Source organism: Cobetia sp. 4B (assembly GCF_018831605.1).
Classification (GTDB): domain Bacteria; phylum Pseudomonadota; class Gammaproteobacteria; order Pseudomonadales; family Halomonadaceae; genus Cobetia; species Cobetia amphilecti.
In genome coordinates this window covers 2,663,049-2,686,683 of the sequence record NZ_CP059843.1, presented here as the reverse complement: position 1 = coordinate 2,686,683, position 23,635 = coordinate 2,663,049, and the positions used below count along the sequence as shown (strand labels likewise).

Genomic DNA, 23,635 nt, shown 5'->3' with positions numbered 1-23,635 from the left:
ATCATATTCACAGGATTCAGCAATGAAAATCGCCATCGCAGGTACCGGCTATGTCGGCCTCTCCAACGCCATGCTGCTCGCACAGCATCATGAAGTGATCGCACTGGATATCGTGCCGGGGAAGGTGGAAGGGCTGAACCGTGGTGTCGCACCGATTGAAGACACCGAGATTGACGAGTTTCTGGCCCGCGGGGACCTGAATTTCCGCGCTACCCTCGACAAGAAAGAGGCTTATCTCGATGCCGATTTCGTGATCATCGCGACGCCGACGGATTACGATACCACCACCAACTACTTCAATACTTCCAGTGTTGAAGCGGTGATTCAGGATGTGCGCGACATCAATCCTGACGCGGTGATGGTGATCAAGTCGACTGTGCCGGTGGGCTATACGGTAGAGGCGCGTGAGCGTTTCAATACCGAGAACCTGATCTTCTCGCCGGAGTTTCTGCGCGAAGGCAAGGCGCTGTACGACAACCTGCATCCGTCTCGTATCATCGTCGGTGAGCGCTCAGAGCGTGCCGAGGTGTTCGCTGGACTGCTCAAGGAAGGCGCGATCAAGCAGGGTGTTGATGTGCTCTTCACTGACAGCACCGAGGCGGAAGCCATCAAGCTGTTCGCCAATACCTACCTGGCGATGCGCGTTGCCTACTTCAATGAGCTGGATACCTACGCCGAGTCGCATGGCCTGGATGCCAGGCAGATCATCGAGGGTGTGGGACTGGACCCGCGCATCGGGCAGCACTACCACAACCCGTCATTCGGGTATGGGGGCTACTGTCTGCCGAAGGATACCAAGCAGTTGTTGGCCAATTATCAGGAAGTGCCCAACAACATGATCCAGGCCATCGTCGATGCCAACACCACGCGCAAGGACTTCATCGCGGACTCCGTGCTCAAGCGCAATCCACAGGTGGTGGGGGTGTATCGCCTGGTGATGAAGTCTGGCTCTGACAACTTCCGCGCCAGTGCCATGCAGGGTGTGATGAAGCGCATCAAGGCTAAGGGTATTGAAGTTATCGTTTACGAGCCGGTGCTGGAAGAAGACACCTTCTTCGGTTCACGCGTCACGCGGGATCTCGAGGCGTTCAAGCAGGAGACGGATGTCATTCTGAGCAATCGCATGGCGGAAGAGCTCGCTGATGTGGTCGACAAGGTCTACACCCGTGATCTGTTCGGCAACGATTGATCCAGAGTTCTGATTCTTGATCAAAACTCAAACGCCGCATCCTCGTGATGCGGCGTTTTCGTATGGGTTCACAGGATACGGGGTAGAGGGAGCAGGTGATGACTTTCATGCTGCCCGCCTGATGCCAAGGAGGAGGGCAGTTGTGTCAGGCTATCCCGCTCATCAAGCTCACGATAACTTTCTGCCGAATTCGGCTGAGTTGCCCGTATCACCGTTCACATCGTCATCATTGGATCAGGAAGGCAAGGTATGCCGTCATTCGCTTCTGCTGCGCGCTCGGATTCATCCGGTGTTGCTCCGTATTTTCCCCCTATGATCTCGCGCGCCGTTTCCTGCAGTGTCTTCCTGTTCGGCTTGCTCAGCCTGGTGATGCCTTCTGGCTATAGCCTGGGACCGGCTTTGCTGGTGTTGAGCAGTGGCTATTGTCTGCTGCGAGAGCCGCGTGCGCTGTTGAGGGCTGCCTATAAGGAAGACCTGGCGGTGATTGGCGTGGTGGCAGGCCTCGCAGCCTTGTTACTGGTGAGCATCCTGCTGCAGGGGGATGCATGGCAGACAACAGGCGTGCCGATTCGTCTGTTGTTGGCTGTGCCGGTGCTGTTGCTGGTGTTGTCATGCCCACCCTCGCTCGGGGCCATGTGGGGCGGGTTGATCCTCGGCAGTGTGCTGACCGGCAGTTGGGCGATGTGGCAGAAGCTGGTGTGGGGTGTGCATCGTGCGGGTGGCTTCACCAATACCATCAACTTCGGCGATATCTGCATGTTGATGGGGCTGATGTGTCTGGCAGGCTTGGGCTGGGCGATGAGGCAGGCGGGGGCTCGGCGGCGCTATTGGTTACTGGCGCTGCTGATTGGCGGTGCGTTCGGCATCATCGGCTCCTTGATGTCGGGGACGCGCGGCGGTTGGATCGGCTTCCCGTTTGCCGCCTGGGTGTTGTATCGCAGTTATGGTGAGGTGATCTCGCGGCGTGTGCTGCGGCTGGGCGTCTTCATGTGTGCCGGGGTGATCGCCTTGATGGTGATGACGCCGGCGACCGGTATCCAGCAACGTGTCGAAGCCGGTGTCTCGGATGTCACGAAGTATGTGGAGGACCGCGATGCCGGCACCTCGGCGGGGGCGCGTCTCGAGATGTGGCGAGGCGCCTTGTTGATGATTGCCGAGCAGCCGTGGCTGGGCAGGGGCGAGACAGGCTACGCCGAGGCGCGTGATGCGATGATCGAACAAGGCGAGCTGAGCCGCCATGTGCAGGAGTATTCGCACCCCCATAACGAATTTCTCGATGCATGGGTCAAGCGCGGGATATTGGGGCTGCTTGCGTTGCTGGCCCTCTATCTGGTGCCGCTGCGCCTCTTCTATCGTCGCCTGGACAGTGACGACCTAACATTGCGCTCACTGGCTGTCGCCGGGGTACTGCTGCCGCTGACCTTCCTAGATTTCGGCATGACCTGGGTGATGTTCTCCCAGGCCAGCGGCGTGATGGTCTACGCCTACTGGCTGGCGATCGTCTGGGGCACGCTGTGCGCCCATGAACGTCGCCTTGAGATAGTGCCGCCTGCCGCTTTCGATACAGCCCAAGGCAATCATGACTGATCGGGATGTCTGCATGGAATATCAGACCTGAAGAGGCGACAGCGTTCAGCGCATGGCGCTCTCGAGATTCAGTCCTTGGCGCTCTGGTGATTAGACACTCTGGCGATCCGACACTCTGCAGAGGCTTTGACCTGAGCACGCTCGGGGTCTACAGTACGCGCAAATTTGAGCAGTCGCTCACGAATATTGACGAGCGGTGAGGCGTGCTGCCTCGCCGCTCAGGAGAATGAATATGCAAGACAAGCTCAAGATCGACATCGTCTCTGATGTGGTGTGCCCGTGGTGCATCATTGGCTACAAGCGCCTCGAGAACGCCATTCAGTCACTGGGCCTGGAAGACAAGGTCGAGATCGAATGGCAGCCCTTCGAGCTGAACCCGGACATGCCGGCACACGGCGAGAATCTGCGCGCCCATATCGAGCGCAAGTACGACACCACGCCCAAGGCCAGTGCCGAGGCACGTCGCAATCTGACCGCTCTGGCGGCCGAGGAAGGCCTGGTCTTCAATTTCTTCGACGACATGCGCATGGTGAATACCCTCGAGCTCCACGTCCTGCTCGAGTACGCCGCCGAACAGGGCATGCAGCATGATCTGATGATGCAGTTCTACGCTGACTACTTCACCTTGCAGAAGGACATGTCGGACCGCGCCGTGATGGCGGACTCGCTGGCCGCGGTCGGGCTGGATGCCACGGAAGGGCTCGCGCAACTCGATGATGCCGAGGCACGTGAGCTGGTGGTGCAACATGAGAACCACTGGAAGCAGATGGGGATTTCCAGTGTGCCGACCTTCGTCTTCAACCGCCGCAGTGCACTGAGCGGTGCCCAGCCCAAGGAAGTGTTCGAGCAGGTGCTGAGCGAGCTGATGGCAGAGCAGTCTTGAGTCACTGATACCTGGCACCGCCACTGATTCCTGTCGTGACAACAACGCGGCCCCGCTGAAAAGCAGGGCCGCGTTTTTCGTTGTGGGGCGTCAGCAGCGAAGGCTGCGAAATCCCGATCAGCCTTGGCTCACGATTCTGACTTCCTGCGCTGACTTGTCACTCTGGCTCACAAGTCTGGTCAAAGACCCGCCTTGATATTGCTCAGCTGCTGCATGAGCGTGTCGAGAACGGCGTCGACTTGCGCTTCGGTGTGCTCGCAGGAGAGGAAGAAGCGCAGCCGCGCGCTCTTCTCCGGCACGGCGGGGTGCAGGATGGGCTGGACATTGAAGCCCGCCTCGAACAGCTGGTTGGAGAGGCGGGCGGCGACGATGGAGCTACCCAGAATCACCGGTACGACGGCAACGCCCAGGCTGTCGCCGACATCGAGCCCCAGTGCGCGGGCGCGCTTGAGGAAGTAGCCGGAGACATCGTGCAGGCGGGCGATGCGCTGCCTGGCATCGTCGCCCTGGAGCAGTTCGAGAATCTTCAGCGATGGGGCGGCGACCTGTGCCGGCATGCCCACCGAGTAGAGGAAGCCCGGCGCGAAGTAGCGCAGCATGCTGACCAGTTCCTTGCAGCCGGCGATATAGCCGCCGCAGCCGGATAGCGTCTTGCTCATCGTGCCCATCCAGATATCGACGTCACGCGGCTCAATGTCGTAATGCTCTCTCAGGCCGAGACCGCGCTCGCCGAGCACACCGAAGGAGTGGGCTTCGTCGACCATCAGCCAGCAGCGGTACTTCTGCTTGAGGGCGATCAGGCGCGGCAGGTCCGGCACGTCGCCGTCCATGCTGTAGAGGCCTTCGGTGACGATCAACACGCGCTCGAACTTGCCCCGCTGGGCACGCAACAGCGCTTCCAGCGCGTCCGTATCATTGTGCGCGAAGGGCATGCGGCGGGCGCCGGACAGCTGGGCGCCGACCAGCGAGCTGTTGTGGATCCACTCGTCATGCAGGATCAGGTCCTTCGGCCCGAGCAGATAGCCCAGCGTGGAGACATTGGTGGCGTGGCCACTGACGAAGACCACCGCATCCTCGACGTCGTAGGTGCGCGCGACGGCGGCTTCCAGCTGCTGGTGGATCGGTCGCTCGCCGGAGACCGCGCGAGAGGCCGACACCGAGGTGCCATAGTGCGCGGCAGCGTCAGCCGCGGCCTTGACCACGTCTGGATGGCGCGAGTAGTCGAGGTAGTTGTAGCTGGCGAAGTTGACCAGCTCACGCCCCTCGATACGCGTCGTGGCACCGGCACAGCCGTCATGCACGCGGAAGAAGGGTTCCGGCACGCCAAAGGCGGCACCGGCCTGCTGCATCATGCTGAGTTGCTGATAGCCGGGTTGGCGATCGAAGCGCACGAAGTCGTCGCTGATCTCCAGTGTCGGTGTCCTGGGGGCAAACACATCATTGTCAGCCTCGCCCGCCATGGCGGCGGTAGCTTGGGTGCGACGGGCACGCGCTTTGTCCAACAACTGTTGTTTCATGTCGCGGGGGTTGGGGCCGGAGGAGTGACGAGATGCCAAAGAGGAAGTCCTTGAAGTAGAAGCAGTCTTTTCCCCGATGATGAGTGTGCACGCGCAAGAGGGCAAGTCTTTGCAGATGTGGGGACGAATCTCTCAGGCTTTCAGGAGGCGTCTTGCAGGCAAGCGTGCGAGGTCGTGAATGCACTGAGATCATGCTGGTCGAAGAGGGGACGGCACGGGGCGATGCGCGCACAATAATGTCCCTTATCGCGGGTAGCGTGCCACTTCAAGCGGTTAGGGGCCGCATAAAAGTGGCCGGCCAGCTGAGGTCGTGTCAGTTGGCCGGCACTCCTTAACCCGTGGGCCCGAGAAAATCGCTGGGCAAGGGCGTGCGCGGTAAATGATCCTTGGCCTTGAGCCTGATATGCATATCGAGATCGTCGCATTCAATCCCCGGGTGTCGGCGAATGTGCTCATCAATCAGCTGAATGATGAATTCCGCATAACGCGCAGAGGCGAGCTCCACCGTCGAGACCGTCCGCCCCATGTGCTGGGCAATCACGAGATAGGTAGCGCCTTGTGTCTTGGCAAGCAGCAGCGTGAAGCCCTCCGCGCTTGTCATGATCGCCAAGGGGGCGTGATCCTTGAGGTCATGATGTGCATTGACAGACAGGATGGTCATTTCGTCCATGAGGGGGATCTCGTCTCGTAAAGGCGGGGGAAAGCAGCTGGAGTGGTTCACCGGACGCTCCGTGTTGTCCGGTGAACCAATGGCGCATGATATCGCAGTCTAGTCAGCAGCTCATTCTGCGGCTATGTGATTTTCTGCTTTTCTGGCAATAGGTTAGCGCAACTCAAGGCGAGTGAAGGGCCTCAGCAGGTAGGAGAGCACGCTGCGCTCGCCGGTCTCGATGTCGACCGTGGCGACCATGCCCGGCTTGATCGGCAGCGTCTCGCCGTTGTGATCAAGCGCCGCGGTGTCGCTGCTGACCAGCACGCGATAGTAGCTTTCCTCACCGCGTGGCGTTTCTTCCTCCAGGGTGTCCGAGCTGATGCGCTCCACCTTGCCCTCCAGCGTGCCGTAGACCGCATAGTCGTAGGCGCTGATGCGGATCGTCGCCGGCATGTCCGGGGCGATGAAGGCGACATCCTGCGGGCGAATGCGCGTCTCGAACACCAGGGTGTCCTCCAGCGGGGTGATCTGCATGATCTCCTCGCCGGGCGGAATCACCCCACCGCGCGTGGTGATGGCGATGTTGTTGACCACCCCGCGCACCGGCGAGAGCAGCCGGGTACGGTCCAGCTGATCACGCCGCTGCACGCTGGTTTCCTCAAGGGCGGCCAGCTCGGACTTCTTGTCGGCAAGCTCGGCGTAGGCATCCTGCAGATAGGTGTTGCGGATCTCGGCCTGACGACCGTTGAGCTCGGCGATCTCGCGATCCAGCCTGAGCATCTCCATCTCGCCCACGGCGCGCCGCTTGACCAGCGGACGGATCACCGCGAGCTGACGCTGAGCGGCACTGATTTCCTTGCTGACCGCATTCAGGGCGCTGTCACGCTTCTTGCGCCGAGCTGTGAACAGTTCACGCTCGGTGGCGGTCAGTGCCTCGTTGTCACGCACTTCCTCGGGGAACTCGATGCTCGACTTGTCCAGCACCTCGGCCTCCAGACGGGCGATGGTGGCGCGCAGCGCCTGCGCCTGACTCAGTGACTCCATGTAAGCGGAGCGGAAGCGGGTCTCGTCGATGGCAGCCAGCAGCTGACCGGCCTCGACGATCTCGCCCTCGCTGACCATCATCTCGTCGAGGATACCGCCCTCGAGACTCTGGATGGTCTGCTGGCGCGAGGAGGGGATGACCTTGGCTTCGCCACGCGCCACCTCATTGACCTCGGCCCAGCTGGCCCAGGCGATGAACAGTGCGATGACCAGGAAGCTGGCCCACAGCAGCGGACGCGACCAGTGGCTTTCCAGCTTCTGGTCCGGCGCGCCCAGCTCGCGTTTGATGAGTTCGGGATCGAAACGCTGGCTCATGAGGCCTCCTGGCGCTGACGGGATGCGGAGGTGGCCGGTGTCTTGCCGGCCGATTGTCTGGCCATGATCTGATCCAGCGGGCCGTCCATGACGCGCTTGCCGTGGCGCAGCACCAGGGCGCGTTCGACCCAGCCGAGCAGTGACTTGCGGTGTGTGGCCAGCACGAGGGTGCGGCCGGCAAGCCAGGGGCCGAAGGTCTTGATGACGTGTTGCTCGGTGGCCTGATCCAGCGAGGCGGTGGGCTCATCCAGCAGCACGACGGCGGGGTCCTGCAGGACCAGGCGGGCAAGGCCGAGGCTCTGACGCTGGCCACCGGACAGGCTGTGGCGATCATGCAGCATCATGTCCAGCCCCAGCGGGTGGCGGCGTACGAAGTCGCCCAGTCCGGTCATCTCGATGACCTCCAGCAGGCGCATGTCGCTGACATCCCGCCCGTCGATGCACAGGTTGTCGCGCAGCGTGCCGCTGAACAGACTGATGTCCTGCGGCAGATAGCCGATGGCGCGCTGGCGGTCGGCAGGGTCGATCTGACTCAGGGCGAGGTTGTCGAGGGTCAGCTCGCCACTGGTGGGCGTGAAGTAGCCGGCCAGTAGACGCAGCAGGGTGCTCTTGCCGGCGCCGTTGCCTCCCAGCAGGGCGAGGTGCTCACCGGGTGCGATGCTCAGGCGGTCCAGTGCCAAGGCTTCCGGGGCCTCCTCGTCGTAGCGCCAGTGCAGATTCTCGGCCTGGTAGTGCCCGCGTGCCTGGGCGAGGCGCGCGAAGCGACGATCGCTGGGACGCTCGATGTCAGTCTCCATCAGTGCATCCAACCCTTCCTTGGCGACCTTGACGTGCTGCCAGCGACTCAGCAACGCACTGATCTGCAGGGTCGGGCCGATGGCGCGCGACGAGAGAATCGAACAGGCGATCAGGGCACCGACACTCAACTCGCCGGCCATGATCAGGTAGACCCCGGCGATGATGACGCCGACATAGGCCAGCTGCTGCATGCCGGTGCCCCAGCTGGTCAGCCAGGCGACGGCGTGGCGGAAGGTGACGCCGCGGTGTGTCTGCTCGGAGGTCAGGCGCTGCCACTGACGGCTGGCATGGCCCTCGGCGCGACAGGCCTTGAGGTTCTCGAGGTTGTCGAGGGTCTCGAGCAGCACGCCATTCTTGACCGCCGATTCGCGCATGCCTTCACGCGACAGGCGTGACAGCCACGGTTGCGCCAGCAGCACGGGAATCAGCATCAACACGATCGCCGCCACCGGCACCCAGACCACCGGGCCACCCAGCAGGGCGATCAGGCCCAGGAACAGCAGCGCGAAGGGTAGATCCCCACAGGCGCCGAGGGTCGAGGCGGTGAAGAACTCGCGAATGGCATCGAAGTCACGAATCTGGCTGGCCATCGCCCCGGTCGAGCGCGGCTTGGCGGCCAGGCGCATCTGCACGGCGTGGCGGAAGATGTGATCGTTGAGTTCGAGGTCGATCTTCTTGCCCGAGTTCTCGATCAGCTGCGCCCGTAATGCGCGTAACAGCGCTTCCAGCCCGATGGCGAGCATCACGCCGATGCCCAGCGCCCACAGCGTATCGACGGCGCCGGTCGGCACCACGCGGTCATAGACCTGCATCGCGAACAGGGCCGTGGCCACGGCCAGCAGGGCGGCAAGCGAGGAGGACAGCGCGACCTCGGCGAAGACGCGCCAATGCGACTTGAGCCGTGAGGTCAGCCAGTGCCCCTTCTGGGTCTGGCTGTAGCCTTCCGCGCGCTCCAGCGAGATCTCGCCATGCGCAAACAACGCAATGCCGGCGTAGGCGGCAGCCAGTTCGGCCTGTGTCAGCCAGTAGGCGCCACCGGACAGGGGATCGAGCAGCTTGTAGCCGGGGCCGCTGGGGGTGGTGTCCAAGTCATCGTCTACCTGGGTGTCGCTGCTCGATTCACTGCTCGACTTGTCAGGCCACCGATGCGAGGCCTCATGGGACAGCAGCACGCGACTGCTGCCGTCTTCCAGCAGCACGACACAGGGCATCAGGCTTTCGGGAATCTCGCTGAGCGGCGCCTGACTCAGGCGCGCGGCGATGCCCTGGCGCGACAGGGCCTGCTCCAGATCCTGCGGCGCCAGCTCACCCTTGGTGAGTGGCATGCCGTGTCGCAGGCGCTCGAGATCGATGCCGTGGCCCTGCAGACGCAGCAACTGGCGAACGCTCTCCAGCAATGGGTCGGGTTGCGATGTCGCCGTGGCCGAGGAGGCGGTGGTCTGTGGGGCGCTCATGGGCTGACTCCCTGGCTGGCATGGTGATGAGAGTGGGGCAGCGAGGTGCGCGCCGTCTCTGGCGGGGTGGCAGCGGCTTCAGCCCGATAGGGCGAGGAGACCAGCGGCAGGGCACCCAGCTGGGTCGCCAGGTCATATTGATCGGTGAGCAGCTGGGTGTTGAGCTCGATCATCTGGCGCCGTGCGGCGAAGATCTCGCTCTCGATGGTCAGCAGATCCTCGATATTGCGCGAGCCGGTGATGAACTGGTCGCGATAGCTGCTGCGCAGTCGTTCGCCACTGCGCGCCTGCTGATCCAGCGCCTTGATGCGCGCCTCGACCGCGGGCTGACTGGCTGACAGACGCTTTATCTGGCGGCGTAGCTCGCGGGCGGTGGAGGCAGTCTCGAACTGGGCGGCGGTCAGGCGTGCGCGGTCCGCTTCGGGCTGGCGCAACGGCGTCAGACTCTGGAACACCGGGGCCTCGATGCGCAGACCGATGCTGGAGTCGCTGACCATGTCGTCGTTCGACTCATAGCGTGAGCTGGTCGCCTCCAGACGCAACTCCGGCCAGCGCTCGGCCTCGCTCAGGCTCAGGGCGTGGCGCGCGGCATTCTGCTGACTGACATGACTGCGATAGGCCGGCGCGTTGGTGATGGCGGCATCGGTGGTGGCGGGGTCGCGGGCCAGATCCGCCACGATCGGCAGCGGCGGCGGGGCGCTCAGGGCAACATCCCTGAAGGAGCGACCGCTGAGTATCTCGAGCTCCTGACGGGCAGTGTCGGCATCGCCCTGCAGACGTGCCAGCCACTCGCGGGCACTGGCCAGATCAACGGCAGCCCGGTCCAGCTCGACCCGATCCCCATAGCCCGAGAAGGTGCGGTCATTGGCCAGACGCTCGAGGCTTTCGAGCTTCTCGATGTAATCGCGCACGCGGCGCATCATGGCGCGATTGGCGCCCAGATCGATATAGGCGGTGATCGCCTCCTGGGCGATTTCCATGCGGGTCTGATCCAGGGTGTCACGCTCGACGTTCCGCTCTGCCTTGCGCTGCTCGACCTCGGCCTCCACCTGGCCCCAGTCGTACAGCATCTGGCTCAGCGTGAGCCGGTAGCCGCCTTCGGTGAAATTGTCCTCGGTACCGACACTGCTCTCCAGGCGCGGCCAATAGCCATCCTCGGCGATCTCGATTTCCGTACCCGCGGCACGCACATTGGCCCGAGCGGCCTCGATGCGAGGGTCATGGGCAAGCACATCGCTCAGCACGGCGGCGAGATCGCGATTCGTCTGGGCAGTGGCCGGGAGTGATAGCGTCAGACCGATCAGAGCGGTAACGGTCAACCTCGGGGGATGAGAAGGTTGGCGCAGTCGCTTCCACTCACATAAGAGTAGAAAGCGGAATAATGGGGACATCGTGCCTCCTGGTCCCGTTGACTTGTTGCTGTCATCCCGTCGTCCTGACGTGATGAATAACGCTCAACGTCTTGTATACAGACACACAAAACAGCCACCCGTTATCGGGTGGCTGTTTTGTCCTTTTCTTGCTTAGGCGTTGTTGGTGGTGACCGTCACATCCTGATCGATGTAAAGAGTGGCGGAGCCTAGTGCATAGGTGTCATAGGTGGCACCGTTGATCACTTCCTGCCCCGTCATTTCCGCACCATCCGCTTGGACGGAATCGTTGCTGTCGCCTTCAATACGCAAGGTGTCATTGTCATCTGTCAGGTTTAACACGGCGTCAGTATCGAGTGTCAGGGTCGAACCCGTTTCACTACTTTCGCTGATATCCAGAACTTCGATATTAAGCATCTCGCTGGTGCCAGTATTCGTGTCCAGCAGGCTACTCAGGTCGATACTTTCACCGGTACCGTCGAACTGCACCGTGTCTTCGCCAAGGCCACCATCGATGGAGAAATCAAGCGTGGAGGTCACGATGGTGTCGTCACCCAACCCGCCATCAAAGGTATTGTCGCCAGCTTCGCCAAACAGCAAGTCATTGCCCGCGCCACCGGTCAAGGTATCGTTACCCTCACCTCCGCGGAGGAGATCATTGCCAGAGCCGCCTGTCAGAGCGTCATCCCCCTCCAGACCGTAGAGGCTGACATTGATACCCGCTGCGCTGGCATCAAGAACATCAGCACCAGTCTCATCGATGAAGACAGAGCTCCCCTCTCCACTATCCAGGACATTCGCATCCAGAAGTGAGCTAAGTGACAGGGATGTGGTGGCTCCATCATCATCCGTGGCGCTGACTGTCAGATAGTCGAGGAGGCTCAGGCTGAGAAGATCGCTTTGATTGAAATCGAGCGTGCTCAACAGCTCATTGATCTGCAGGTTGTCGATCGTCTCACCTTCAGCTGCTGAAATGGTGACAGATGCCGAAGGCGCCAGAAGTCCCAGCAATCCCGCACTGCTGGTGGTCTCCACCGATAGACCGAATTCCTCTGCAAGCGCAGTGTTGACCGTCAGCTCCGGCGCACCAAGCAGACTGCTGAGGTCGACATTCAGCAAGGGTGAGAAGGCAATGGTGACACTTTGCAGATTGCCATCGGCGTCAGCCACGAAGAGTGCATTCTGTGAAAGGTCAACAAGACCGAGCGCATCGAGACCGACCAGGCCGAGAAGTTGCTGGCTTGCTCCCACAATGGTCGGAGCTGAGTTGGAAGTATCCGTAATCGATGGTGCATCACCAGAGAATTCCAGCTTGCCTTGAACCGAATCACCATCACCGTCTGTGTAGGTGAGGTCAACTTCGCGAGTAATGTCCTCCAGGACCGTGGTAGAAGTCGCTTCATCAACCAGCAGCTTACCTTCCGAGATCAAGCGCGCGATCAAGTCCGCACTATCTTCATCTCCTTGGAAAAGAGACGTCCCTTCGAAGGTGATGATTTGGTCAACCAGATCACTATCGGTTGTTTCACCCGTAAAGTCGCCGGTGGTGCTGATGGACAGCACCGTGTCGCCCCCTTGCTCAGCAAAATTCAGGTAGCGGGACAGGTTGCTGATCTCGGCCGTTACATAGCCTTCGCCCTGTAGCAGAGTCCGCAGGTCAATGATATCCCCAGAAGAGCCAGTAGTGAGCCCACTGGGGTCAAAGTCAGTGATGAGGTCTGTAGCCGGAGCGCCAACCGCCCCCTCATGACCGTCCTCCCAGCGGAAGATATCGATGCCGGCACCACCGGTCATGGTGTCGTTGCCGGTGCCACCGATCATCAGATCGCTGCCGGCGCCACCATTCATCGAGTCGTTGTCAGCTCCCCCGCGCAGAATGTCGGCTTGATTGCTACCCGTGATGGTGTCATCGCCATCGTACCCGTACAGACGCGTGCTGGTATCAGCCGGAGCTGTGAGCGTGGTTAAGTCAGCATTGTCAGTACCGGTCAATACATTGGCCCCTGAACCACCGGCAGTCAGTAGTGACAGATCCAGTAAGTCGGTGGCACTGGTATCAACAGTGCCTTCACTATCAGTGGCGGACAGCGTCACGGTCGGCACCAAGTTAAGTCCCAGTACGGAGTCCGGCAGGAAAACGGTTGCCAAGAGCTCATTGACCGCTTGGGCATCCATGGTGCTGCCTTCAAGTGGTGTGATGGTGAGACCTGCAACATCACCAATGCCCAGGAAGCCTGGATCAAAGGTCGGCGTGACTTGGAGTCCCAGTTCGGTGGCAAGCTCTTCGTTGTAAGCCCACTCAAAACCAGTAAGGCTCAGCACTGCGGTGTATTCGAGAGAGACAGAGGTCAGGTCGTTATCGGGGTCTGACACCGTGAAGATCTGCTGCTCGGAAATATCGATCAAGCCAAGCGCATCAAGGTTGATGATTCCCAGCAGTCCACCGGACTGGTTGATAGCGGGTGTCGGCGCCGTGTTGCCATCATCAACAATGGCGAGATCACCGTCATAATCATAGGTATAGGCACCCGTTACCAAGTCGATAGTGAAGGTTTCCCCCAACAGAGTTGTCAGGGTCATTCCATCATTTGTGACGGAAACGGGCGTCGAAAGATCAAGAAGCTCTGATGCGCCTGAAGTGGTGACATTGAAACCTTGGGTCAAAGCATCTTGTTCGATGGAGAAAGTCACTCCATCGAAAGTGATACTGCTGATATAGCCACCATCTGCCCCAAAACCAGCAACACCAAGCAAGTTGTCCCCTACAGCGTTGCCAGCGGCAGTGACATCGTGATGCAGGAAGGACGTCGAAAGCTCCGGAGTATCGTCGATAACTTTGACGCTGATACTGCTGTCAATCACTTCTTCGCCATCGGTCAATACCACACCAACGGAGAAGTTCAGGCTATCGGCTCCCTGAAGAGTGTGATCCAGCTCGGAGAATAGCTCTGTTGTGTAACTACCCCTATCATCGATGCTGATCTGCAAGACAGTAGCAGCGATATCACCAGCATTGTTTACTGCCTGTAGCGTCTTGCCATCCTCGCTCAAGACCCAGTCAAGCTCGGCACCGTCTTGAGTCAGGGTTGCATCAGTCGGTACTTCGAGAGCAAAGGAGGCGGTATCTGACACATTCGTATAGGTCAGCTGGCCCGTGGAGACAGTGTCGTCAACCGTAGCATCATTGTCAGAGGCAGGGAGTGCAGCGAAGCTTGCAAAGCTGAAGGCCATCAAGGCTGGTTCGGCTGCAGGGGCGCTAGTGCCGAGCGCATCCTCTGTAACAGCGGTGCTGCCCGTGCTGAGCGTTGCAACGGTGTCCTTGGTGCTGGTGTCAATGAAGTCGGTGCTATTGCCGGCTTCATCAGTGACATTCATGGTCACGGTCAGCTCCCCTTCGGCCAGACCGGAAAGGTCTTGCCCAGTGGTGCTGAGGATGCCATCCGTGATCGTGATATCCGCCACATCGACGCTAATGGAGCCACTCTCGCTATCGGTGATGGTAATCACGACATCGTTGCTATCGATGCCATCTTCCACTGCCCCTGTCAGCTGAACGCTGGTGATCTCATCAAGACTCAGCGTTTCGTCTCCACCATCCACGAAATCGATGGAGTTATCCGCCGCTGACGGCGCGGTCGCATCGATAACGACATCCTGCGAGGTCGCCGGGCCAATGTTGCCGGCGGCGTCCTGCACACGGAGCTGAACGGTGGCGGACTCGGTGAGGCCGCTGTCGTAGCTGACCGCAGTGCCGATTACGCTGGCTGCGGGGACATCAATCCAAGTGGTGCCATCGGTGCTGTACTGCAGAGTCTCATCTGCGGCCAGCGGCGCAGCCAGGGTGGCCGTGATGGTCAGCCCGTCATTGTCGCTGGTAATGAAGTCACCCGCGGTGCCGGTGTCTTCACTGATGGCGTCGATGGTGACGGTGGTGGTCGGTGTGGTCGTATCGATCACGACATCCTGCGAGGTCTCCGGGCCAGTGTTGCCGGCGGCGTCCTGCACACGGAGCTGCACGGTGGCGGACTCGGTGAGGCCGCTGTCGTAGCTGACCGCAGTGCCGGTCACGCTGGCTGCGGGGACATCGATCCAAGTGGTGCCATCGGTGCTGTACTGCAGGGTCTCATCTGCGGCCAACGGCGCAGCCAGGGTGGCCGTGATGGTCAGCCCGTCATTGTCATTGGTGATGAAGTCGTCTGGTATTCCGCTGTCCAGACTAATGCTATCGATTGTGACCGTAGTGTCGGGAGCTATGGTGTCAATGATAATGGCTTTTTCAGCTACAGGACCGTCGTTACCTGCGGTGTCTCGCACTTTGAGCTGCACAGTAGCAGACTCTGTAAGGGTCGCATCGTCATGGTTGATGGCTGAGCCACTGACACTGGAAGTGATATCAACCCAAGTGACACCACCATCGACGCTGTAGAGTAAAGCTTCACCATCTTCCAATGGAGCATCCAATGTGCCCGTTAGTGTCAGGCCGTTGTTGTCACTGGTAATGAAGTCGTCAGGCAGACCAGTATCGACACTGATGGCATCTATGGTGACTGTTGTGGTGGGGGCTACAGTATCAATGACGATAGGCCGCTCTGCCCGGGCGCCATCGTTACCAGCAGTATCTTGGACTTTGAGCTGTACGGTGGAAGATTCTGTGAGAGCGGTATCGACATAGCTGATGTTCGTACCATTGACGCTGGTGGTGATGTCGACCCAAGTAACTCCGTCGGTGCTGTACTGCAGGGTCTCGCCCTCGGCCAATGCCGCATCCAGGGTGGCAGTGATAGTCAGACCATCATTGTCACTGGTGATGAAGTCGCCAGCGGTACCGGTATCGTCGCTGATGGCATCGATTGTGACTGTGGTGGTGGGGGCAAGGACATCGATTTCGGCATTCAAAGCTACGATATCGCTCGTATTCCCCGCTAGGTCACTCTGGCGGACTTGAATGGAATCGTCGTTGTAGATGCCTTGATCCAGATCGAACGTTGCACCTATACCGGTTTCCCAAGTGTTGCCACCATCGATTGAGTACTCCCATGTGGCGGCCTCTTCAAGGCCATCGACTGTAACCTCTCCAATGCTTGTGATGTTGTCGCCATCAATATTGGTATCAGTGGTCAGACTGAGGGTAGGAGTTACCGGAGAAGTGGTGTCGACCGTAAGGCCCTCCAGATTCCCCGTCTCGCTGGTGTTTCCAGCGACATCAATTTGGCGGGCCTGGACGTCGCCTGTGGCGTAAACACCTTCGCCAAGGACAAAGCTGTTTCCAGTGCCTGCCTGCCAGTCTGTCCCGCCATTAACGCTGTATTCCCAAGTAGCGCCAGCTTCCAAGCCAGATACCAGGACTTCACCCTCGTTGGTGACACGATCTCCGTCTACATTCGAATCGTTGACGAGCTCTAGTATAGGAGCGTCGGGAGCGGTGGCATCGACATTGACGGCAATTGCGTTGGACTCGGCAGAGCTGTTGCCCAGAGCGTCAGTGATCACGGCAGTGGCGGTATAGCTGCCATCGGCGATGGCATCGGTGACTTTGACCGCAATGCTGTCGTTGGTGATGTCCTGGGCCGTGACAATGGCTTCACCGGTGATGGTGCCGCCGTTGCCGTCGTCGAGGGTCACGGTGACGGTGTCACCTTCTTCTGTGCCGTTAGTGAGGGTGACGCTGGTCTGCAGGCCATCGGCCAGTTCGGCAGCGGTCACGCCATCGGCGGCTTCATCGATGGTGAGGACTGGCGCATCGGTGCCGTCTTCGCCGCCCGGTGAGGTGGCATCGACATTGACGTCAATCGCGTTGGACTCGGCAGAGCTGTTGCCCAGTGCGTCAGTGATCACGGCAGTGGCGGTGTAGCTGCCATCGGCGATGGCATCGGTGACGCCGACCGCAATGCTGCCGTCGGTGATGTCCTGGGCCGTGACGGTGGCTTCACCGGTGATGGTGCCGCCGTTGCCGTCGTTCAGGGTCACGGTGACGGTGTCACCTTCTTCTGTGCCGTTAGTGAGGGTGACGCTGGTCTGCAGGCCATCGGCCAGTTCGGCAGCGGTCACGCCATCGGCGGCTTCATCGATGGTGAGGACTGGCGCATCGGTGCCGTCTTCGCCGCCCGGTGAGGTGGCATCCACGGTTGCCGTGGTCGGACCACTGGTGTTGCCTGCCGGATCGGTCGCAGTCGCGGTCAGATCCGCGCCATCTTCCTGGACAGGGTTTAGCGGGGCAGTGAAGTTACCTTCCTCATCGACGTCTGCAGAGCCGATGACATTTCCGTTGTCATCAGTGATGGTGACAGTGGTGTTCGGTTCCCCGGTACCTGTCAGTTCACTGCCATCAGTGGCCTCGAGTACGGGAGCAGCCGGGGCAATGGTGTCCTTGGTCGCGACATCGTCGAACTGGGCAGCGTTGCCGGCGTTGTCAGTGACGGTCAGCGTCGCGGTCAGCTCGCCTTCGGCCAGCTCGGACAGATCTTGGCCAGCGACCGTCAGGGTGGTGCCATCGACAGTGATATCGGCGGTGTCGACGGTGACGGAGCCACCTGCGCCGTCGGTGATGACCAGCTGGATGTTGCCGCTGTCTAGGCCGTCCTCGATGGTACCGGACAGAGTGACGTTGCCGATTTCGTCGGCATTCAGGAAGCCGTCGTCACCATCGCCGAAAGCAATGCTGTTGTCGGCAGCGACCGGAGCAGTGGCATCCACGGTGGCCGTGGCCGGCCCGCTGGTATTGCCCGCATCATCTGTCACAGTCGCGGTTAGATCCGCGCCATCTTCCTGGGCAGGGTGCAGCGGGGCAGTGAAGTTACCTTCCTCATCGATGTCTGCAGAGCCGATGACATTTCCGTTGCCATCAGTGATGGTGACAGTGGTGTTCGGTTCCCCGGTACCTGTCAGTTCACTGCCATCAGTGGCCTCGAGTACGGGAGCATCCGGGGCAATGGTGTCCTTGGTTGCGACATCGTCGAACTGGGCAGCGTTGCCGGCGTTGTCAGAGACGGTCAGCGTCGCGGTCAGCTCGCCTTCGGCCAGCTCGGACAGGTCCTGGCCAGCGACCGTCAGGGTGGTGCCATCGACAGTGATATCGGCGGTGTCGACGGTGACGGAGCCACCGGCACCGTCGGTGATGACCAGCTGGACGTTGCCGCTGTCGAGGCCGTCCTCGATGGTGCCAGACAGGGTGACGTTGCCGATCTCATCAGCATTCAGGAAGCCGTCGCCACCATCGCCGAAGGCGATGCTGTTCTCGCCTGCCGCCGGCGGGGTGGTGTCAGTGGCGGTATCGACGGTGACCGGGTTGGACGGACCACTGGTGTTGCCGGCCGGATCAGTCGCGGTGGCAGTCAGTTCGGTGCCGTCTTCCGGCATCGGGTCGAGTTCGATAGAGAAGGTGCCATCCTCTTCGACTTCGGTCGTGGCGACCGGATTGCCATTGCCATCGGTGATCTCGATGGTTGCACCCGGCTCACCGGTACCTGAGAGGGTGGTGCCGTCGGTGTCGTTCAGGGTCGGCGTGTCGGTGACGGTGTCTTTGACGCTGTCAGCCGTGAATTCAGCCGCATTATCGCTGTTGTCAGTGACGGTCAATGTTGCAGTCAGCTCGCCCTCGGCCAGACCGGACAGATCCTGGCCGGCAACCGTCAGGGTGGTGCCATCGATAGTGATCTCGGCGGTGTCGACGGTGACGGAGCCACCGGCACCGTCAGTGATGATCAGCTGGACGTTGCTGCTGTCCAGGCCGTCTTCGATGGTGCCAGACAGGGTGACGTTGCCGATCTCATCAGCATTCAGGAAGCCATCATCACCGTCGCCAAAGGCAATGCTGTTGTCGCCTGCCGCCGGCGGGGTGGTGTCAGTGGCGGTATCGACGATGACCGGATTGGACGGACCACTGGTGTTGCCTGCCGGATCAGTCGCGGTGGCAGTCAGTTCGGTGCCGTCTTCCGGCATCGGGTCGAGTTCGATAGAGAAGGTGCCATCCTCTTCGACTTCGGTCGTGGCGACCGGATTGCCATTGCCGTCAGTGATTTCGATAGTGGCGCCCGGCTCACCGGTGCCGGCGAGGGTCGTGCCATCGGTGTCGTTCAGGGTCGGCGTGTCGGTGACGGTGTCTTTGACGCTGTCAGCAGTGAAGTCAGCCGCATTATCGCTGTTGTCAGTGACGGTCAATGTTGCAGTCAGCTCGCCCTCGGCCAGGCCGGAGAGATCCTGGCCGGCAACCGTCAGGGTGGTGCCATCGACAGTGATATCGGCGGTGTCGACGGTGACGAAGCCACCGGCACCGTCAGTGATGATCAGCTGGACGTTGCTGCTGTCCAGGCCTTCCTCGATGGTGCCGGTCAGGGTGACGTTGCCGATTTCGTCGGCATTCAGGAAGCCGTCGCCACCATCGCCGAAGGCAATGCTGTTCTCGCCTGCCGCCGGCGGGGTGGTGTCAGTGGCGGTATCGACGATGACGGGGTTGGACGGGCCACTGGTGTTGCCGGCCGGATCAGTCGCGGTGGCAGTCAGTTCGGTGCCGTCTTCCGGCATCGGGTCGAGTTCGATAGAGAAGGTGCCATCCTCTTCGACTTCGGTCGTGGCGACCGGATTGCCATTGCCGTCGGTAATGTCGACGGTCGCACCCGGCTCACCGGTGCCGGCGAGGGTCGTGCCATCGGTCTCTTCGAGTACCGGCGCTTCTGGCGCAGTGGTGTCCTTGATGCTGTCAGCAGTGAAGTCAGCCGCATTATCGCTGTTGTCAGTGACGGTCAATGTTGCAGTCAGCTCGCCCTCGGCCAGGCCGGAGAGATCCTGGCCGGCAACCGTCAGGGTGGTGCCATCGATAGTGATATCGGCGCTGTCGACGGTGACGGAGCCACCTGCGCCGTCAGTGATAACCAGCTGGACGCTGCTGCTGTCTAGGCCGTCTTCGATGGTGCCGGACAGGGTGACGTTGCCGATCTCGTCGGCATTCAGGAAGCCATCGCCACCATCGCTGAAGGCGATGCTGTTCTCGCCTTCGGCCGGCGGGGTGGTGTCAGTGGCGGTATCGACGATGACCGGATTGGACGGACCACTGGCGTTACCTGCCGGGTCGGTCGCGGTGGCGGTCAGTTGGGTACCGTCTTCCAGCGCCGGGTCGAGAGTGATTTCGAAGTTGCCTTCATCGCCCACTTCGATGCTAGCGACGATATTGCCGTCGCCGTCGGTAATGTCGACGGTTGCACCCGGCTCACCGGTACCGGCGAGGGTCGTGCCATCGGTCTCTTCGAGTACCGGCACTTCTAGCGCAGTGGTGTCCTTGACGCTGTCAGCAGTGAAGTCATTCGCGTTGTTGCTGTCATCAGTGACGGTCAGGGTGGCGGTCAGTTCACCCTCGGCGAGCTCGGACAGGTCCTGGCCAGCGACCGTCAGGGTGGTGCCATCAACAGTGATATCGGCGGTGTCGACGGTGACGGAGCCTCCTTCGCCGTCAGTGATGATCAGCTGGACGTTGCTGCTGTCCAGGCCGTCTTCGATGGTGCCGGACAGGGTGACGTTGCCGATCTCGTCGGCATTCAGGAAGCCATCGCCGCCATCGCCGAAGGTGATGCTGTTCTCGCCTGCCGCCGGCGGGGTGGTGTCAGTGGCAGTATCGACGATGACCGGATTGGACGGACCACTGGTGTTGCCGGCCGGATCAGTCGCGGTGGCGGTCAGTTCGGTACCGTCTTCCAGCGCCGGGTCGAGAGTGATTGCGAAGTTGCCGTCATCGCCCACTTCGATGCTAGCGACGATATTGCCGTCGCCGTCGGTAATGTCGACGGTTGCACCCGGCTCGCCGGTACCGGCGAGGGTTGTGCCATCGGTCTCTTCGAGTACCGGCGCTTGCGGCGCAGTGGTGTCCTTGATGCTGTCAGCAGTGAAGTCAGCCGCATTATCGCTGTTGTCAGTGACGGTCAATGTTGCAGTCAGTTCGCCCTCGGCCAGGCCGGAGAGATCCTGGCCGGCAACCGTCAGGGTGGTGCCATCGACAGTGATATCGGCGGTGTCGACGGTGACGGAGCCACCTTCGCCGTCGGTGATCACCAGCTGGACGTTGCCGCTGTCGAGGCCCTCCTCGATGGTGCCGGACAGGGTGACGTTGCCGATCTCATCAGCATTCAGGAAGCTATCGCCACCATCGCCGAAGGCGATGCTGTTCTCGCCTGCCGCCGGCGGGGTGGTGTCAGTGGCGGTATCGACGATGACCGGGTTGGACGGACCACTGGCGTTGCCTGCCGGGTCAGTCGCGGTGGCGGTCAGTTCGGTGCCGTCTTCCGGCTTCGGGTCGAGTTCGATAGAGAAGGTGCCATCCTCGCCCACTTCGGTCGTGGCGACCGGATTCCCATTGCCGTCAGTGATTTCGATAGTGGCGCCCGGCTCACCGGTGCCGGCGAGGGTCGTGCCATCGGTCTCTTCAAGTACCGGAGCTTCCGGTGCCGTGACATCGATGGTTATTACGAAAGCATCAGATGGATCGCTGACATTTCCTGAGGCGTCGGTCGCAATGGCGGATAAGTTGTGTTCACCCTCAGCCAAAGGCTCGCTCAGCTCCAGACTCCAATTGCCCTCGGCATCGGCTTCAACAGTCTTGAGTAGGGTATCGCCGTCATAGACAGCGACCGAGCTGCCTGCTTCAGCGGTACCCATCAGGGTCGGCGTCTGGTCGTTAGTGCTATCACCAGAACTCAGCTCGCCTGTGACTGGTTCGGCATTGTCGTTCACCGCAGTTATGAGCGGGGCTTCAGGAGCAGCTGCATCTACTGTTATTGGGGCAGATGACTCACTTTCATTACCTGCTCCATCTGTCGCAGTAGCCGTTAGCTCGGCTCCGTCTTCTTGTTCCGGCGATAGGTCGAGAGTGAAGTTTCCATCATCATCTACCGTCGTCTCACCGACAATTTCACCCTCGTTGTTGATGACCGTGATGGCTGAGCCAGGTTCGCCGGTGCCGGAAAGGGTGGTGCCGTCAGAATTTTCCAGCTCGGGAGCGTCAGGGGGCAGGGTGTCGATAGTGATAATGAATGCGTCGGAAGCATCACTTATATTGCCCGCGGGGTCTGTCGCCACTGCCGTCAAGCTGTGTTCCCCTTCGGACAATGGGGTGGTCAATTCCAGAGACCAGTTACCCTCGCCATCAGCCTCGACGGTATCAAGTAGGGTGTCGCTGTCATAGATTGCAACAGAGCTACCGGCGCCGGCAGTGCCTGTCAGTGTCGGAGTCGTGTCGTTGGTATCGGCTCCGGATTCGAGCTCGCCGGTGCTAGGTTCAACATTGTCAGCGACTGAGCTGATGATCGGAGCCTCGGGGGAGACTGACGTGTTTGAGTCCTCGTCATCTCCACCGCCCGAGTTCACGCCCCCTAGCATCAAACCGGTGGCCCCGATGACACCCAGTGCCGCTAAGGTAGTGCCCGCCGCACTGAAGGGGGCTCCCAACACAGCGGACTCGATAGTGTTTTCGACGGGGATTGCTTCATAGGGAACGTTGCCCGGCGAAGTGCTTGCCATGTCAATGCGATAGATATCGCCCGCAAACTCATCACCTTCTAAGTACAGGTGGCTTTGTTCCTGCGGATCAATATAGAAGCCATCCAGGGTGATTACTTCACCATTCTGCAGCGTCAAAACCAGATCATCACCGGAGCGAGAAAGACTCGCGATATCTTGTGGCGTGATGTCCAGTGAGATGTCTGATGCTTCGTTGAGGTGGACCTCGGTTATCTGCTGAAGAACGGTATCTTGCAGCCCAAGTCCACTATGGTTTGCAACCTTCGCATTGACTGGCATGGGTAGTGCTTCATTGATTTTTTTCTTTCAGATCCCCTCTTGTGGACGAATCATAAATATTGATCTGGGTCAGTACTACAGGGCTTTTGCTTGATTGATGCTTGTTGCTTCCACAATTTCTAGGGAGAGATAGTCACCATCGTTTACTAATAGTTTATGGGAGTTATGATTTTTAGAGTGTTCATGTCCTTGATGTTTCAATGCTGTATAAAACGGTAACATTGAGTATTTATAAGAGCTTTATGTTTCTTGAATGTATATTTGAGTGTCTGTTGGTTTTTGTGAGGTGATGTCGATATTCCTTCGCTCATATTTTTTGGCTAGACTAAATAATTAGATCTAATGCTTGATGCTATTATTTTTTTGATAATATTCTTAACGATGAGTAAACGAGGATGGTGATTTTTTGAACACATGGTCAATTAACATAAGCTATAGTCGAAAAGGGTTCTTTGGTGTGAGGCTATACCAAGCATGATTGGTGGAGGCTAAGATATCGGTATGTACCTATTGATGTCTGATTTAGAGCTGATATCTGCAAGAGGAGGTGTCGGTGTACCAACAGGAAGCGGTCATGCTAGACACGAATGAGCGGGCGATATTGCGTGAGTTTGCCCAACAGAAGAAAGGGCGAAGAGAGGCATTACGAGCTGCTGCATTGCTAATGATAGACGAGGGACATGATGATAAAACTGTGGCAATTAGGCTAGGCGTTAGACGGGAATCGATCACTAAGTGGAAGGAAAAGTGGCAGGTTGAGAGGCTAGGGCTTCTGAGGGACAAGCAGAGGCCTGGGCGCCCTCCGAGATTTTCGGATAAGGATATGGGGCAAATAGCAGCGTTATTGCTCGAACATGATCATGATCTTGTCAAAGTGCAATTCTACTTTGAAGCGAACTATGGAAAGAAGATAAGTCTGACGACCTTGCGACGCTTTCAGAGGTCAGACAAGCTTTCCCCCTACCTCTAGAGTCAAGGTCATCTCCTATGGATGTGAACATGACCTTGTCGATTCCGCTATAGAAAAACGGCAAGGCACCAGGAA

General features: G+C 59.7%; 10 protein-coding genes. 4 read left to right on the top strand and 6 right to left on the bottom strand.

The window, feature by feature from the left end; genetic code table 11:
* Positions 1 to 22 precede the first annotated feature (22 nt).
* From H2O77_RS11110 to H2O77_RS11100, 3 genes are all read left to right on the top strand, one after another.
* Positions 23 to 1,189, top strand: coding sequence for a nucleotide sugar dehydrogenase (locus H2O77_RS11110; RefSeq protein ID WP_215823062.1), 1,167 nt, complete (start codon positions 23 to 25; stop codon positions 1,187 to 1,189).
* A 249-nt stretch (positions 1,190 to 1,438) separates the two neighbouring features.
* The gene (locus H2O77_RS11105) at positions 1,439 to 2,776 is read left to right on the top strand and encodes an O-antigen ligase family protein (protein ID WP_215823061.1); all 1,338 of its coding nucleotides are present in this window, start codon (positions 1,439 to 1,441) and stop codon (positions 2,774 to 2,776) included.
* Between the two features lie 232 nt (positions 2,777 to 3,008).
* Positions 3,009 to 3,659: a DsbA family oxidoreductase gene (locus tag H2O77_RS11100; protein ID WP_215823060.1), complete on the top strand. Its 651-nt coding sequence runs from the start codon at positions 3,009 to 3,011 to the stop codon at positions 3,657 to 3,659.
* Positions 3,660 to 3,838: 179 nt separating this feature from the next.
* On the opposite strand, the gene H2O77_RS11095 is transcribed toward H2O77_RS11100, so the two are convergent.
* The 6 genes from H2O77_RS11095 to H2O77_RS11070 all read right to left on the bottom strand — a co-directional run bounded on the left by H2O77_RS11095 (position 3,839) and on the right by H2O77_RS11070 (position 22,590).
* Complete coding sequence (locus H2O77_RS11095; protein WP_215824579.1) at positions 3,839 to 5,176, bottom strand: aminotransferase class I/II-fold pyridoxal phosphate-dependent enzyme; 1,338 nt, start codon at positions 5,174 to 5,176, stop codon at positions 3,839 to 3,841.
* Between the two features lie 331 nt (positions 5,177 to 5,507).
* Entirely contained in the window at positions 5,508 to 5,846 is a 339-nt protein-coding gene (locus tag H2O77_RS11090; protein ID WP_107336470.1) for a hypothetical protein, read from the bottom strand.
* Between the two features lie 153 nt (positions 5,847 to 5,999).
* Positions 6,000 to 7,187, bottom strand: coding sequence for an HlyD family efflux transporter periplasmic adaptor subunit (locus H2O77_RS11085; protein WP_215823059.1), 1,188 nt, complete (start codon positions 7,185 to 7,187; stop codon positions 6,000 to 6,002).
* Positions 7,184 to 9,439, bottom strand: a complete 2,256-nt coding sequence (locus tag H2O77_RS11080; protein ID WP_215823058.1) for a type I secretion system permease/ATPase — start codon at positions 9,437 to 9,439, stop codon at positions 7,184 to 7,186. The genes H2O77_RS11085 and H2O77_RS11080 overlap by 4 nt, the downstream gene beginning before the upstream one ends.
* Entirely contained in the window at positions 9,436 to 10,758 is a 1,323-nt protein-coding gene (locus tag H2O77_RS11075; protein ID WP_215823057.1) for a TolC family protein, read from the bottom strand. Before H2O77_RS11075 ends, H2O77_RS11080 begins: the two co-directional genes overlap by 4 nt.
* Positions 10,759 to 10,962: 204 nt before the next feature.
* Positions 10,963 to 22,590: an Ig-like domain-containing protein gene (locus H2O77_RS11070; RefSeq protein ID WP_215823056.1), complete on the bottom strand. Its 11,628-nt coding sequence runs from the start codon at positions 22,588 to 22,590 to the stop codon at positions 10,963 to 10,965.
* A gap of 574 nt (positions 22,591 to 23,164) precedes the next feature.
* Between H2O77_RS11070 and H2O77_RS11065 the strand changes: the two genes are divergently transcribed.
* A complete protein-coding gene (locus tag H2O77_RS11065; RefSeq protein WP_107334472.1) occupies positions 23,165 to 23,560 on the top strand; it encodes a helix-turn-helix domain-containing protein in 396 nt (131 codons plus the stop codon).
* Positions 23,561 to 23,635: the final 75 nt, after the last annotated feature.

Excerpts from the sequence above, each read along its gene's own strand:
- H2O77_RS11110 (WP_215823062.1), top strand. The coding sequence starts at position 23 with ATGAAAATCGCCATCGCAGGTACCGGCTATGTCGGCCTCTCCAACGCC.
- H2O77_RS11065 (WP_107334472.1), top strand. The coding sequence starts at position 23,165 with ATGCTAGACACGAATGAGCGGGCGATATTGCGTGAGTTTGCCCAACAG.
- H2O77_RS11095 (WP_215824579.1), bottom strand. The coding sequence starts at position 5,176 with ATGAAACAACAGTTGTTGGACAAAGCGCGTGCCCGTCGCACCCAAGCT.
- H2O77_RS11105 (WP_215823061.1), top strand. The coding sequence starts at position 1,439 with ATGCCGTCATTCGCTTCTGCTGCGCGCTCGGATTCATCCGGTGTTGCT.
- H2O77_RS11090 (WP_107336470.1), bottom strand. The coding sequence starts at position 5,846 with ATGGACGAAATGACCATCCTGTCTGTCAATGCACATCATGACCTCAAG.
- H2O77_RS11085 (WP_215823059.1), bottom strand. The coding sequence starts at position 7,187 with ATGAGCCAGCGTTTCGATCCCGAACTCATCAAACGCGAGCTGGGCGCG.
- H2O77_RS11100 (WP_215823060.1), top strand. The coding sequence starts at position 3,009 with ATGCAAGACAAGCTCAAGATCGACATCGTCTCTGATGTGGTGTGCCCG.
- H2O77_RS11080 (WP_215823058.1), bottom strand. The coding sequence starts at position 9,439 with ATGAGCGCCCCACAGACCACCGCCTCCTCGGCCACGGCGACATCGCAA.
- H2O77_RS11070 (WP_215823056.1), bottom strand. The coding sequence starts at position 22,590 with ATGCCAGTCAATGCGAAGGTTGCAAACCATAGTGGACTTGGGCTGCAA.